This is a genomic window from Neobacillus niacini (genome assembly GCF_000759675.1).
Classification (GTDB): Bacteria; Bacillota; Bacilli; order Bacillales; family Cytobacillaceae; genus Neobacillus; species Neobacillus niacini_A.
Map to the genome: position 1 here is coordinate 469,061 of NZ_BAWM01000020.1, position 15,326 is coordinate 484,386.

Here is a 15,326-nt window from a genome sequence, read left to right on the forward strand (position 1 = left end):
TTGGGCAGAATACAAAGAATCTACCCAATTCACTACTAAACTATTTATTTTTCGCAATAATATCATTAACTTCTTTTTCAGCAGCAGATAATTCTGCATCGATATCGGCTTCATTCAAGTAGATGTTTTGTAAATGCTTCGTGATTGATGCATTGACATCACTTGCAGCCGCAATTCCTATGTAGAAATCAGTTGCTTTATCTAAACTGCCAGCAGAAGCGGTCAACGCTTGACCTTCGATGCTGCCATCATTTTTAGAGAAGAATGCGTCTTTTGCACTTTCAACCGTTGAAGGAAGAGTGCTGGCAACCTTTGAGAAAGCTAATTGATTTTCTGCATTTGAAACATATACCGCAAAATCAACAGCTGCGTCTTTATTCTTAGTTTTTGCTGGAACAACAAGATTCATGGTGTTAGAGAAGCGGATTCCTGCATCTCCAACTGGACTTGGAACTGCAACCATTTTTTCATAAACATCTGGAGAAGCCGTTTTAATTTGGTTGATAAATGATGCACTGGAAAGAATCATCCCAACTTGCTCACTGCCGAATAACTGAACTTGTTTATCGTAGTTTAATACATCTTTCGGAATGACTCCTGCTTTCATAAGGTCGATATTGCCCTTAATGTAGTCTTTTACTTCTCCCGTATTAAAAGCAGCTTTGCTAAAGTCATCAGAAAGAAGCTGATAGCCTTCTTCTAAAATAGAACGAGATTCCATTGTAAACACATAACCATAGGCACCCGTTTTATCTTTAATGGTTTTACCCCATTCATTCAATTCCTTTTTCGTTGTTGGAGGATTATTTGGATCTAATCCTGCTTTTTCTACAAGATCTTTATTGATGAATAATACTGGTAGACCTGTGTACCATGGAAGCGCATTGGCTTTTCCATCAATTTCTGTAGACGAGTAGATGCCCTCAAAGTAAGCTGCCTTTTCTTCATCTGAAAGTTCGGCATTGAAATCAACTAACGCATCCTTTGTTCCCATTTGGTTCGCCATTGAAGTATTCAGATTAACGACACCCGGTGCATTACCGCTTGCAATGCTGGTTAATAATTTATTTTGGACTGCATCATAAGGGAAATCCTTCCAATCAATTTTAACTCCAGGATTGTCTTCTTCAAATTTTGCAATGACATCTTTAAAGTAATCATTAAATGTAGGTTGTAATGCAATCGTCCAGAATTCAACTACTTGTTCTTCCTTCTTCTCGGAAGAATCTCCTGATTTTTGATCGGTAGTTGATTCTTTCGAGTTACATGCTGCAAGAACTCCAATGACCAAGACAATGAGAAAAACGGACAAATACTTCTTCAAACTTGACCCCATAAAACTAGCACCTCTTTTGTTTTTTTAGTGATTATTTTATGTGCATTTCTAAGGTGAAATGTTTTTGAATCCTTATGTAAAACGTTTTCAATTTATAGGTCCAAAAACATAGTCTTACCTAAAATCTACCACATCTTGGAGAAATATTCCACATTTTTTACTAATTTTGGAGAATATATTTTTTATTTTTTTCTAGATTTCTCCGGCAGCAGAATACTGCCCATTTCTTCCCACCATTGATAGTCATCTAAATAGACAACATCAAATAGCATGACGCCGCTGGATTTCTGTTTACACATACGAATCGCCTGTTTAAACTGTTCTGGATCGTCTTTATAATCCTTGAGGTATAAGCTGCCAATCACAGGGATCTGTCCGTTAATCGCTTCTAAACTTAGATCAATGGCTCCCTCGACACTATACCAAGAGGCTGGGCGCTGATTCGCTTCTGCTTCTTGAATTGTGACTTCCGGGTAATAACAGCCAGTCATGATAAAATCTAATTCATCCGCATATCCGGACTGGTGATAGTTCTCAGACACCCAATCCAATGAAGGTTGATATGTGGTGCTTCCCCAGTTCACACCTTCGTTATAATAAAGCGGGTACCATGAGCCGACATAAATAGTAAAAATCAGATCGGGATTAATCGATTTCATTATTTGTTTTGCACCTTGAACAAAGGTTTTAATATTTAAGGCCCGCCACTCGGTCCATTTAGCAAAATGCTTTCCAAACGTGATCTTCTTCGTGCCCTCTTCAACTTCCAAAATATCGAGTGGCCATTTTTCAATAGATTCGCCAATATATTCTTCAAATGTTTCTCTACTTAACTCGCTAAAGTCGCCATAAATATTTGGATAACGGCAGCGGTCTAACACAATTCCATCGATTTGATAGGAAGAAACAAGTTCTTTTATGATTTGATTTTCATAGTGAACGACTTCCGGGTGAATCGGATTCACGAAAATCGTCTTATCACCTGCGTTTTCTGCAGCAGTGGCGATTGAAGCGGTCGCTTCATTATACGATTTCACTTTCCATTCCGGTTTGTCATACACCATCCCATCTTTGGAAAAGGCGGTTCCTTCTGCAAACACATCCATATTTGCTAAAACCTTTACCCCAGAACCCTTTGCTTCATCAAGCATTTCTTGTAAAAAGTCGCGGTCCTTCCACATATGAAAGCGGCCATCGGACCAACTGCTGACATGCTTCGCGTATTGGCTTTGATAGGTTGTCTGCCCGTATGGTATTTTGGCATCCACGACTAAATGAGTAATACCCGAGGTTACCGCATTTTTAATTAATTTTTCTCTTTCTGATTTCAACGATAGTTTAGTAGCGTTTGCAAGAAAATCAACCCAAAGGATATTGGAATCACTGCCTAACACTCGACTCATGAATCTACTCCCCTTTTTTTATTCGTTTTTTATTGATAAACTGCCTGAAAACTAACAAACATAACGGTAAACGGTTCGCTAGGATCACCTCCTTTGTTACAAAATGAATGCTTTATGCTACGACGATTTTTTCAATTGCCGGCTGAATCAGTTTATACTGAATCCAACTACAGATACTAAACACCAGCAGGATGGTGAAGAACTTCGTATACAGCGTGAGGACTGCCAATAAAACAAAGAGGCATATCACCAACACTGGTCTAATCGGGCGCCTGATCGACAATCCAAACGCCATACTAAGCAAATGCTTGAACGAAAGTGGATAGCTTATACACAACGGAATAAAATAAACCGTCACCATTAAGAACAATAACGTAATCACAATCAATATCGGCAGCAGGACGCTTTGCCAAGGATTCTCTAACGATACAATAATCAAAAAATCACCGACGAGCATCACCGATACAAAAATAACAGCGCTTCCAAAAAGAACCCCTTTTTTGAAATCTTTTTTAAAATAGTGGAAGAAACTCTTTAAAATCGGAATTTCCTCCCCGTTTGCCCGTTTTCGTATAATACGAAACAGGGCGGTGGTGGCCGGGAAAAAAGTAATAATTGGTAAGGAAAAGAACAGCCACAGGATATTCATGTAAGCATAATCGGTTACGACCTCTAGGAACCGGAAAATTTTATTCTGCTCTGACATATTTATTTCTTCACCTTCTTCCCTAAAAAAAACAATCCTAATAGATTAATACATTTTATTAAGGACCGCTTTTGCTGTTTTTTCAATCGCTTTGAAGGAGCGCTCTTTCGCTCGTAATCCAGTGATCGTTGTCAAGATATCCAGCAGGTGCAATTGTGCAATTTTCGAAGAAAAAGCCCCTCCCTGTAATGGAGTTTCCTTTGATGCTGATAATAAAATGACATCGGCATAATTCGTAATCGGCGACCTCGCATGATTGGTAATGCAAATAACCAAAGCTTTATTTTCCTTGGCAATCCTTACTCCGTCCACAATGTCCTTTGTGCTACCAGAGGAGGAAATCGCCACAACAACATCCTCTTTTCCCGCTAACGCCGCATTCATCGCAATAATATGGGCATCCGTTGCTTTGTCCACGTTGTAGCCTAGCCGCATAAATCGATATTTCGCATCACCCGCCGTATATCCTGAGGAACCTACTCCAAAGAAGTACAATTTCCTTGCCTTTAGAATGGCTTCTACTGCTTTTTCAAGGGTTGGAGCTTCTAATAAATCAATCGTATCCTGCAGGGCACTCGCATTTTGGGAGGTTATTTTTTTGGCAATCACGTCTAAATGATCAGATTCTGCAATTTCCCCATGAATCTGTATGTCAACATTTGATAGAGATTGGGCAACTGCTAATTTAAATTCTTGAAATCCACGGTACTTTAATTTTCTGCAAAAGCGAATAATGGTAGTCTCGCCGACACCTGCTTTTTCCGCAAGATCGGTCACTGAAGAATAAACAGACTCCTTCGCACCTTCTAAAATAATATCTGCAACCTTTTGCTCTGATTTGGTTAAAGAATTATACGTAGACTTAATAATCCCAATCGGAGAAGATGGACCAAATGTACTCATAGTAAAAAATCCTTCCACATATAAAATGGTATATAATTATTTATGGAGGATAAATCCTTCTTATTTTAAAAATGGTGAATATTTCCTCCATTTCCATCATAATCGACACCTAAATTTTCGTCAATAAAAAATGGACACAAGATTTCACATTGGAAACTTGTGTCCATTTTTTATTGAATTTTATAGGTTGCGATTGGCTATGATTCGCTCGATAAGGAGGATTAGTTTACCCGCGTCCTCTTCATTCAATTTCCGCCCAGAATGTTTTTGAATCTGAATCTGAACATCCAAAAGCTTTTGATATCCTTTTTCCCCAAAGTGAGCAGCTGCTGCTTCCTCCCCTTGTTCCAGAAGTTGCTCTGATTTTTCAAAATCTTGTTGAGCCTGTTCTACTTGAGCAAGCAAGGATTGTTGGATTCCCTTTGGATTGATATCCGCACGCTTCAACATTTCTTTCAAAGCTTCCACATCATTAAAATCCGCCCCTGTCAAGTTTACCACCTGACGATGGGTTTGATATCCATCTACTTTTACGATAATCTCAACCTGATTAAGTCCCTCTTGGAGTTCAACCATACTTGAAAAATATCCATTTTCTTGGACTTGCACTTCCGAGCCATTCACCGTTACCGTCGCCTCACCGGGACCGACAACTTGGACGTTCCCACTGAAATCAAGGTATCTGCGATTAAATGTCTGCCCCTCGTAATCTAGAAATCCTCTTAACAATGAAGCTCTTACAGAATCCCCAATGTCAAACGCATTCGCAACCAATTGACGTTTCTCTCTTACTCCAGAGACATCCTGAGATGAAATAACGAAACCTCCTTCAGGAATGAGACTATTATTATCCTCTACATTGGCCCAGTTCCAGTTCGCCGCTTGTTTTTTATTGACCATTTTAATGACGTTACCGGAAGCATCTACTACTGCTTCTACACCCCATTTACTAGTGGAGGTTGACGGTCCAAATGTATTGGTGTAAACATTAATATTGGCGTCATTTCGATTAATATTTAAGAAATCTCCTGCAATAGAACGGTATGGATCTCGTGGATCACTGATTCCTAATTGATAATCTTTCACATACTCAACATCTTCAATCGATGCTTTAATCACTGGAAAATTCGCCTGCGAATAATCAAAGAGCATGAGACCATTCGTATTTCGCATTCCAGATTGGAAGACCTCTCGCTGCACGGCTGGGTCTTGAATATTACTTAATGCCATTCCGGCGTAAAGCGGAAGCTCCCCATTTGTTAAAATATTTCCTTGTGTAATATACTTTTCAATTTCCTTGGCAGTAGTTTGGTACGTACCAATCATTAAGAAATCCAAATTGTCAGTATAACCTGCTTGAGCATACTCTTCTGTGTATAGGTTTTCTTGTGGGAATTCCAGTCTTTCATTATATTCAAAGCTTGGACTTGACCAGTTGACGCCATTTAAATAATACGTCTCAAACCATGAACCCACATAGGAAGATAGCAAAACATCTCGATTTTCATTTTCATTATAGGAATCTACTAATTCTCTTACTTCACTCGTAAAACTCTTAATTACATTTGAGCGATAGGTATACCAATCATTGATCAGTGGACCATCGACACGATTACTGCCTTCATACGTAAAGATATCCTCTGGCCAATTCTTTAACTCTTTGCCTTGTTCTGCTAGATAAGCTTCAAACTGACTCTTCGACTCATCACTAAAATCAGCAAAAAAGTTATCATATCTTCCACGGTCTAATAGAACCCCGTCCACATCATAATTCTTAATGACCTCTTCAAATGTCTTTAATTGATAGTCTCTTACTTCAGGATTGGCTGGGTTCACAAAAGCAACTAACGCCCCGCTTTTCCCATACTTACTATCACGTAAACGCAGAATTTCTCCTCCATCTTCATGACGATAGACTTTTTCCTCCCAATCTAGATGATCATTGAGGACTGCAAATTCATTGTGGGCAATTGAGCCCTCTGCAAACACATTAATTGCTGCATGAACCGTTAAACCTAGTTGATGGGAATGCTTGATAAACTCTTCTAGAAGGTCGATATTAGGATTGGAACCTGCCCTCGATGGTGAAGTCATTTCACTGACATATGGTCTGCCTGTTAAGTCATTTTTTTGATAGGCAGCGAATCCTTCTACCCCTTTTACATCCAAAGCAATCGAAGTAACACCTGCATCCTTTGCTTCGACGAGCATTTGATAAATATCTTCTGAGGACTGAAATCTGCGAGCACTAGGTCCTTGTTCAATCCATAAAAATACTTCCTTTTCTTCAACCTGAGCTTTTTTATAGTAAACGATTAATGATTGTCCTTCATGCTTACTGTTATTTTTATAGATTTCGAGATCAATATAGTTTGTTCCCTGCGCTAATTCATATACATGCTTAAATGTTCCATCGGCTGCTAAGGCCGTCTCTTGTCCATTCACTAGTAATCTATAACTTTCATCTGCTTCATAATTCCGGATAGATCCTGTGATTTCCGTTTGTGGTTCATTAACGGTATACATCTTTTGATTATTTAAGACAATCCCTGCCTGCAGTCCTTCTCCTGTCATAAATTCTGTAACTGGAACCACTTCACCATTTTTTCTTAGCTTGATGATGTCGCCTGGCTTAAAATTAGTCGCAAGATATTTTCTGAAATCCTTCGTAGCCCATGAATCATCATGTGCCAATAAAACGTAACCGCTTTCAGGAATTTCCAGATATTGCTCATCCTCCCACACAGGGGGGGCTCCGTTTGCTGATTGATTGACCACCCGTACTACTTTGTTCGTTTGGTCTACTTGAACAGCCACCCAATTCTTTTTTACCAGTATTTCACTAGCATACTCTTCTGTAAAAAGAGAAAGAAAGTCTGCTTTTCCTTCAATACTTTTATCCAAATAATTGATTTGTTTCAATGGACCTTTCGTATCAATCGTGACATCTTTAGGTGCTGCCTCCACTTCAATCAGATCCTCCTCCGTATAAGCAGCAAAGCTTGGATTCGGTAACAATGAAACGATTAAGCAAAATGAAAATAAAATGTACATTAATTTTCTTATCTTCATGATTTCCATCTACCCCCTTTTAAAATTTCTCTCACATACATACCGAGGAATTCCCCCTATGTGCTATAAACAAAGCTGGATAAGACACACTCTTATTATTTTTTTCAACCTCATTTATCCATTTACGAAAGATTATTCCTCCTTTTTCGATTAAATTTGTGGATTATATCTCCAAATTAATCAAGTTTAGATAAATTGTCAATCTAAAATATTCCAATTAATAAACATTCTGTAAATTAGACAAAACTTCCTATGTAAAGCGATGCCTGTCATCTCTCGTGGGTGATCCACATGAAAAAAAGTCACATCAACTTCGATGTGACCTTTTTAAACTATAATTCTATCTTTGAAATAGGTAAGAACAGCTTAATACCCCGTTTATTAAACGGTAATATTTTCAAGTCGGCAATTAAATGACTGATGTATCCCCCAAGACAGGCATAGAAAACACCCTCGATGCCAAGTGATCCTTCTAGTTTTGAAGCGATGATCCCAAAGAAAATGACGCCCAAGATAGAATGTGTATAGCTGCGATGCGAGCTGATGGACGCAATGATGATATAAACCCCAAGCAGAATTAACCATACTTCAGACAACGATATTCCCCCGATAAGCACACCAATTCCTGTAATGGTTAACATATGCTTTTGTTTGATGAGTGATGAGACTATTATAATCGCCAGTCCACTCACGATACCAAACCACTTCTCTGCGGCTCTCCCCTCATAAAAACTATAAAACACCATCAAGACTCCAATAAATAATGCAGCCAACCGAATCACCTTATGGGATAAAGTGATTTTACCGCGAAGCTTTCCATCAATATCTAAATCAGGCATTAATCCCGAAACAGCTCCTAGTCCGACGAAAATCATCGTCTCTGTGGGAGAGGAATGAAAGGTGTTGGCAGCGATAAATCCTGTTGCGGCTCCAATGGCTGTATGTGCGGTACCATTCAATGTTACATCCACCTCTATTTTTATAATAAATCTTATCATACAACAAAACATTTGTTCTGTTTAGAAGTTTTCTGTAAAACCCTACTATTATCCTATGAAAAAATAGCAAGGCAGCAACCCTTCATCTTTTTTTAAAACGGTTTTACTTTTTAATATACTTTGCAACTTTATTTCAAAGCCACATTATGTAATGAGTAAAAAAAGTCCTATTAATATAGTAAATATTATCTATATCAGGAAAATAAATCCTTTTTTTATTTATAAAAAGGAGGATATATCCAAAAAATGTAGAAATATACTAAAGATTGAATTCCCATCTCTCCCCCTTAAGGAAATTTCTCAATCATTTTTGGGATTTCAATCGAATAGAGAGGAGGAAAAGGAATGAAATTGAAGTCTGCTTTAGTTTTAGGTACCGCTCTTTTGGCATTTTTACTACCAAACCAGTCATATGCCAACGAAAATTATGTACCGATTGAAACACTTAAGCCTGCTGTCCATCTAGAAAAACCAGAATTAAAAGCTACAGGAGGAAAATTGATACTCAGTGATTCACCAGAAACATACTCTGAAAATGGTGCGTTTTATCGCGACACCGCAACCGGAGAATTTCGCGTATTTTGGCATCATCAAAATATGAGCGGAGAGAATCGAAACGTCAGTCTAGCCCTTACGAACACGTCGGATAAACCTGTGATGCTGTTTTCTAAAGGCGTTGGAGCTTCAGCGAGCATTTATCCTGATGTTGCCGGAAAAGAAGCACTTGTCCAATTCCTGAAAGAAAAGGCTGAAAAGAAATATGTGAAAACCCTGCAGCCTGGTGAAAGCTATTACATGGAAACATATGCAACCGATGGAGAAACAGTGAGCGGGATTGCCCAATATGTTGTCTATACGAAAGACGGTCATCAGCCGGCCACAGTCACTGCAACCACACTCAACTATACAGAACGTCCAGCTGACCCACTTTCTATAGAAATCTTACCACCTGACTCACATGTTCGTGGAAGTTTTCCGCATTTTGATCGTGAAGGTACACTTACTTATGACACCGCATTAGGAAATGCCTATATTAGACTCTCTTCCGCTGCTTATGGTCAATGGAGCGATAAATTACCGGGAGAATACGAGGAAGGTATCAGTGTAGTCGATGGAAATAAACCGGTGATCAACAATGGAAACTATGGTGTTTTATACGATTTAGACGTTAAATTGGAGAATAGTTTACATACTCCACAGACGATCTCCATCTATGATAACCCAGCTGGAGGATTCGGACATTTTGCAATGCAATGGAACGGTAAACTTAACACTACTGGGTTTCTAAGCTATTTAAATGCATGGAAGTTTGCGTCTGAAAATATTGGAGCGAACGGGAATTCATATGATTTTGTAACCAGTCTCCCAGGCGGAGCATCTGGTCCTTCTGTTATCTACTTTGTTCCAGAAAAATAAGTGAAGATAAAATACTAGGGGATGTCCAAAAAATCATATAACTGACTTTTTGGAGCCCCTTTTTAATTCTCAAATTCCCAGAAGGTGTATTCCTGCAGAGGAATCGAAAAACTACTGGTAGAAAATATCTCTGCAATGTGGTTAGCTGCGATGCATCAACCTGATTTCCGTACGATTAAGGTCTATAACTTCTACACTAGGAGTTTTTTATGTTCAGTAAATACTTTTCATTACATTTTTGTATTATTTTTTAATTTATACAAGCCCAGTGGTTGTTAATCCTTACCTTACAGCAAAACATTTGTTCTGTTTAGAAGTTTCCTATAAAACCCTACTATTATCCTATGAAAAAATAGCCAGGCAGCAGCCTGGCTATTAACAATCACTCGTATGACTACTTTCCTAAATATTTTTCTAGAAACTCCGCCATCTCCGAATAGGAGCTTATTTTATTTTTTAGTTTCTTCATCGTATGTCCTTCCCCTTCGATGCGATTATACCGAACAGGATGATTTCGCTCCTTTAGTTTCCTAACAATCTGATCCGATTCTTGGATTGAAACACGAGGGTCATTTACGCCATGAATAATCATTAGCGGGGCTTTAATTCTGTCTGCATGATTCAAAGGGTCGATTTGGTCAAAGAATTCGCCATCACTTTCAATGGTTCCATATTCCGCCTCTCTCAGTTTTTTTCGCCAAGGGCTTGTTGTTTGGAGGAATGTTCGGATACTTGAGATTCCTACGATATCGATGGCGGCTGCCCACAAATCCGGAAAGTGGCTGATTGCAGCCAGGACAATAAATCCACCATAGCTTCCCCCAACAATCGCTGCCTTATCTGCATGAATATCCCCTGTCTTTTTAAGCCACTCCATTAAAAGAATTACATCCTTTACAGCATCCATTCGTTTTCGCCCATCATCAAGATGAGAGTAGGTTTTTCCATAACCTGTACTTCCTCGGATATTTGGAGCGACCACAGCATATCCCTGGCTTAAGAAATATTGCAAAAAGGGGCTGTACACCGCACGGCTTTGACTTTCCGGTCCTCCATGAATATAGACGACCACTGGGGATTTCTCAGCTGAATAATTGGGCTTATAGTAAAAAGCAGGAATTTGAAGCTGGTCAAAGGATGGGAACGATATTGGCTCAGGCTCAATTAATTTTTCCTCTAGAACCGGTGAACGCGAGATATAAGTAAGCCGCTTCGCTTGGATGGTGTTAAGATCCACCTCCCATATTTCAGGGGGATGCGCTGGTCCATTTAACACAAAGCCCAGCTTTTGATGATCAGGTGAAAATCTCAGATTGAAAATCACACCCATTGGGGTTTCCCAGTTATACAAATTCGTTCGCTCCATGTCTACTAGAAAGCCCTTGGATATTCCCGCTTCATTCATCGTAAAAGCCAATTTGTTTTTATCCTTGTTCATGACCAAGCCTTCGAAATCCCACTCTCCCCGCTCCAGCCAGGTAAGTTGTTTGCTAGCCAACTGAATCAGGGCGAGCCCGAAGAACTCTCTGTCTTGATTGGTTAATAGATAGATATGATCTCCATCTTTGTTAAAATGAATATTTTTATAGCCTGCCTCACCCTTATTTCTTGTGATCCATTCCATTTTTCCCGTTAAAAGTGAAAATACCCCTAAATCATGATCAAGGGGCGAGTTGGTTTTTTTAACTAAAAGCGACTTTCCATCAGGAAACCATTTTTCAACCAAAAACGTCCCATCTCCGGTAAAAACACGGCGAAATTCCAACGTCTCTAGATTTTGGATATAAATATCTAAATCAGCTTCATTCCGTCGGTTACTCGACCAAGCAATCCATTTTCCATCGGGAGAGCTGTCCCCGAACGAATGAAGATGTTCAGGCGAGTTGGTCAAAGCAATTTTTTCACCTTTCTCCTTTAATAAGTAAAGCTGCTCCTTTTCATCACCGTCCGCATCCATCCCAAAAACCAAGTCAGACGTTCCAGCAATATATTTTATAAAGGTGATTCCTTTCATGGTAAAAGAGGTTTGGGCTGGCCACCTTTCACCTCGATCAAGCTCCCATACCTGCGGTACCCCTGTATAATCAGAAATAAAGCTGATCTTCTTTCCCTTTGGATCGTATTCAAAACTTTTCACCATACGCACGTGGATATAAGGGTCAATGGTTATTTCCTCCATTCCATCACCACCAATCATGAATACTTTGAAAAATTAATTACCTCCTTCCATTCTATTTTAGTCGGTTCGGTATCATTCTTCCTTTATTAATCAAAAAGAGCAGTCTCGCAAAATGAAGCCGCTCTTGAACAAATCTATTCTAGAAATTCGATAAACCATTTCACACATTGATAAGTTGTTTCCCAATCCGCTTGATCCTCTACACCCCAGCATGCATAAAGAGTTCCTAATGCAATGGCAGCTTTTAACAAGCGTTGTCGATCAAGTCCCATTTGTTCACTAATCGTATCCACGCGGAGCTTCAAGGTGCTTTTTGGATCAGACTTCGAATCTAATTGATTGATCAAAAAAGATGTTATGTCAAAGTACGGATCTCCAGTGACGCCCTTTGGGTCAATGGCCATCCAGCCATTTTCCTCGGAATAGAGTATATTCTCATGGTGCAAGTCGCCGTGAAGCAGTTGGGGTCCCTCCGATGTTTCCATTACTTGTTGAAAAAACTCCTCTGCTAACTGAACAATTTCCAACGAAATAGGACCCTCTCCGGCATTCCGATAGCGTTTTAGCCCCTCGAACCAGTGTGTAAGGAATGGTGTTGAGGTTCCCTCTGGCACAGGTCTGCGAATCGCTTTCCAAACTTTTATGTAATTCTCTAGAACAACTAGCTCATCACTTTCAGCTGACAGCATTCTTCCAGGGACGAGACGTTCCAGCAGCATGACACCCTTTTCCATATCTGACTTCACAAGCACGGCACATCCATCACCGCCGTATATTTGCAAGGTAACCATTTCATTTCGAGTATCAAAATTGGGTACCCCTAGCTTTAAAATCAAAGGTGTTCTACATGAATCCGTAACTTTTAAAATATAATTATAGGAAAGATTCTCAACAGGACCTTCACTGGTAAGCTCCCATTTTTGCAGGTAGGTCTCGACTGTTTGCGGTAAAGACTCTAGCCACGCTTTCCCTTCAAAGCCAAAGGCATTGATTATTTTTTCCTGAAATTCTTCGGGAATGTTCATAAAGTAGTATTCTCCTTAATAGTTTCGGGTTACAAGAATTATTAATTCTACATTACTCAACTAAATTCCTTTTACACACAAAAAGCGTCGGAGCAAACCGTATTTTTAAATCTAACCGTTAGTAACATGCTTATTTGACTCTTGCATTGAATTGTTAACGAAATATTCATACTTATGGTTCCGTTTTTTCTATATGATTGGAGGTAGAAAGGAAGTGGGATATGCTGTATAAAGCCCGAAGCGAATCAGTCGTATTAAAGACATTAAGAATCTTAAACAAACGAATGAAACTAACTGAGGATGAGCAATGGTATTATTTAAACCAAGAAAAAGGGTTTGAAGGAGAAGTTCAGTTTGATTTATTAACGGAGAAGCTCCAACATAACTGCCTTATTTTGAATGACTTGCAGCTTGAGAGCAATAAGTCAAGTTTCCAACTCGATTCAACACTTATTTTTCAAGAAACCTATTCCCTTTTTGAGGTAAAAAATTATGAAGGAGAGTACGTGTATGACTCTGAATATTTTAAAACACCCGGCGGAAAAGATATCCAGAACCCACTTGACCAACTAAAACGAAGTAAACTATGCCTCCAGCAGCTTCTTCAATCGCTAGGAAGTAAACTAACCATTGAAGCATATATCGTTTTCATTAACCCACATTTTACGTTATATCAAACCCCACCCAACTTGCCTTTGATACTTCCCACCCAGATTGACCATTTTATGGAAAAATTAAACCAGAAGCCGTCACAACTCAATCAATCCCATACTAATCTAGCGGACAAGCTCGTTTCATTGCACCAAACCGTACCACCTAATATCCATCTTCCCACCTATACGTATGAGAATATGAAAAAAGGGATGACATGCTTAAAATGCAACTCCTTTTCACTTTTTATATCAGGAAAGAAAGTTATCTGTCGTAAATGTGGATACGAGGAACTGGTAACGTTAGCTGTAATGCGCAATGTAGAGGAATTTAGATTTCTTTTTCCAGAGCTGAAAATCACCACTAATATGATTCATGAATGGTGCGTGATTGTGAATTCTAAGAAAAGAATAAGTAGAGTGCTGGGAAAGAATCTTAAAATTACTGGTCTGGGTCAATGGGCCTTTTATGAGTAAAAGGTAGGTAAATTTTTTGTAGTTTTGTCCTTAAGAGATAGTGTCTTCAAGATGTTTTTTTGAGAACGCTTGGTGGTTTTGTCCTCCCAATTTCCTCGATTGAGGACGAATCCACTGGGGACTCTTGGTCGATCTGTCCTCAAGACCCCCGATTGAGGACGAATCTTCTGGGGACTCTTGCTAGTTTTGTCCTCAAGACCCCCGATTGAGGACAAATCCTCTGGGGACTCTTCCTAGTTTTGTCCTCAAGACCCCCGATTGAGGACGAATCCCCTGGGGACTCTTGGTCGATTTGTCCTCAAGATCCTCGGTTGGGGACGAATCTTCTGAACAATCTTGTTAGTTTTGTCCTCAATACCACTGCTTGGGTACTTTCTTGAACATTATAATTACCATTCTACACCCTGTGTCTCAAGTGCTTTACGTAATCTTTTGATGGCCTGATTATGAAGCTGTGAAATACGGGATTTATGTAATCCAAAAACTTTACTTACGTCTGTAAAGCTTAAATTTTCAAAGTATACTAATGCCAAAATGAGTTTTTCCCTTTCCGGCAAGGTATCAATCAGCTCTGCTAGGACTTTTTTCCGTTCTTTTGCCTCTAGCCATTCTTCCTGCTTAATCGATTTGTTGTCTTCAATTTGTTGAACCGCTACATTTTCTTCTAAGCTTTTCGGTTCGTTTAATGAGTCTTGATGAATAAAGGATAGCTGTAATTGTGTTTGTTCAAATTCTTTTATGCTTATTCCCATATGTTCACTCACTTCTTTCGGAGTGGGACGACGCATGTAGGACTGTTCTAATGTCTCCAAGGCATTCTTGTATGTTTTCTCTTTTTTTCGCAATGTACGGGATACATGGTCATTTTGTCGTATTCCATCAAGAATTTCACCACGGATCCGCTGAGCAGCATAGGTTTCAAATTTGATTCCTTGAGAAGGATCAAACTTTTTTCCCGCATCCCACAAACCTGTCATTCCAAAAGAAATTAGATCATTTTCATCCGCTGCATCAGATAGGCTCCTTTTCATATGCCTTACAACCTTATGAACCAATGGAATATATTGATCCATTGCCTCTTCCACATTCCAATTCACTATATATTCCCCTTCCCATTGCTTCCACTTGTTCTAGCAGTTTTTCGAGTAAACTAACAAAACA

General features: G+C 39.2%; 11 protein-coding genes. 2 read left to right on the forward strand and 9 right to left on the reverse strand.

Features of this window, described 5'->3' with window-relative positions:
• Window positions 1-40: 40 nt before the first annotated feature.
• The 6 genes from TR08_RS12050 to TR08_RS12075 all read right to left on the reverse strand — a co-directional run bounded on the left by TR08_RS12050 (window position 41) and on the right by TR08_RS12075 (window position 8,379).
• Window positions 41-1,336: an ABC transporter substrate-binding protein gene (locus tag TR08_RS12050; protein WP_045518417.1), complete on the reverse strand. Its 1,296-nt coding sequence runs from the start codon at window positions 1,334-1,336 to the stop codon at window positions 41-43.
• A 182-nt stretch (window positions 1,337-1,518) separates the two neighbouring features.
• Window positions 1,519-2,739: an alpha amylase family protein gene (locus TR08_RS12055; RefSeq protein WP_052427436.1), complete on the reverse strand. Its 1,221-nt coding sequence runs from the start codon at window positions 2,737-2,739 to the stop codon at window positions 1,519-1,521.
• A 112-nt stretch (window positions 2,740-2,851) separates the two neighbouring features.
• Window positions 2,852-3,445, reverse strand: coding sequence for a YesL family protein (locus TR08_RS12060; protein ID WP_045518418.1), 594 nt, complete (start codon window positions 3,443-3,445; stop codon window positions 2,852-2,854).
• A gap of 45 nt (window positions 3,446-3,490) precedes the next feature.
• Complete coding sequence (locus TR08_RS12065) at window positions 3,491-4,348, reverse strand: MurR/RpiR family transcriptional regulator (protein ID WP_045518419.1); 858 nt, start codon at window positions 4,346-4,348, stop codon at window positions 3,491-3,493.
• A gap of 180 nt (window positions 4,349-4,528) precedes the next feature.
• On the reverse strand, window positions 4,529-7,420 hold the full coding sequence (locus TR08_RS12070) for a family 10 glycosylhydrolase (protein ID WP_193747727.1): 2,892 nt from the start codon (window positions 7,418-7,420) through the stop codon (window positions 4,529-4,531).
• A gap of 332 nt (window positions 7,421-7,752) precedes the next feature.
• Window positions 7,753-8,379, reverse strand: a complete 627-nt coding sequence (locus TR08_RS12075) for a metal-dependent hydrolase (protein WP_045518420.1) — start codon at window positions 8,377-8,379, stop codon at window positions 7,753-7,755.
• A 384-nt stretch (window positions 8,380-8,763) separates the two neighbouring features.
• On the opposite strand from TR08_RS12075, the gene TR08_RS12080 reads away from it, so the two are divergent.
• Entirely contained in the window at window positions 8,764-9,834 is a 1,071-nt protein-coding gene (locus TR08_RS12080) for a hypothetical protein (RefSeq protein ID WP_045518421.1), read from the forward strand.
• A gap of 394 nt (window positions 9,835-10,228) precedes the next feature.
• Here TR08_RS12080 and TR08_RS12085 read toward each other — a convergent pair whose 3' ends face one another.
• On the reverse strand, window positions 10,229-12,013 hold the full coding sequence (locus TR08_RS12085) for a S9 family peptidase (protein ID WP_045518648.1): 1,785 nt from the start codon (window positions 12,011-12,013) through the stop codon (window positions 10,229-10,231).
• Between the two features lie 134 nt (window positions 12,014-12,147).
• Window positions 12,148-13,038 (reverse strand): aminoglycoside phosphotransferase family protein, encoded by an 891-nt coding sequence (locus tag TR08_RS12090; protein ID WP_045518422.1) that lies wholly within the window; start codon window positions 13,036-13,038, stop codon window positions 12,148-12,150.
• Window positions 13,039-13,259: 221 nt separating this feature from the next.
• Here TR08_RS12090 and TR08_RS12095 point away from each other — a divergent pair, with 221 nt between their 5' ends.
• The gene (locus tag TR08_RS12095) at window positions 13,260-14,165 is read left to right on the forward strand and encodes a nuclease-related domain-containing protein (protein WP_045518423.1); all 906 of its coding nucleotides are present in this window, start codon (window positions 13,260-13,262) and stop codon (window positions 14,163-14,165) included.
• Window positions 14,166-14,554: 389 nt separating this feature from the next.
• Here the strand turns inward: TR08_RS12095 and TR08_RS12100 are convergent, their stop codons facing one another.
• Window positions 14,555-15,262: a sigma-70 family RNA polymerase sigma factor gene (locus tag TR08_RS12100; RefSeq protein ID WP_052427438.1), complete on the reverse strand. Its 708-nt coding sequence runs from the start codon at window positions 15,260-15,262 to the stop codon at window positions 14,555-14,557.
• Between the last annotated feature and the right edge of the window lie 64 nt (window positions 15,263-15,326).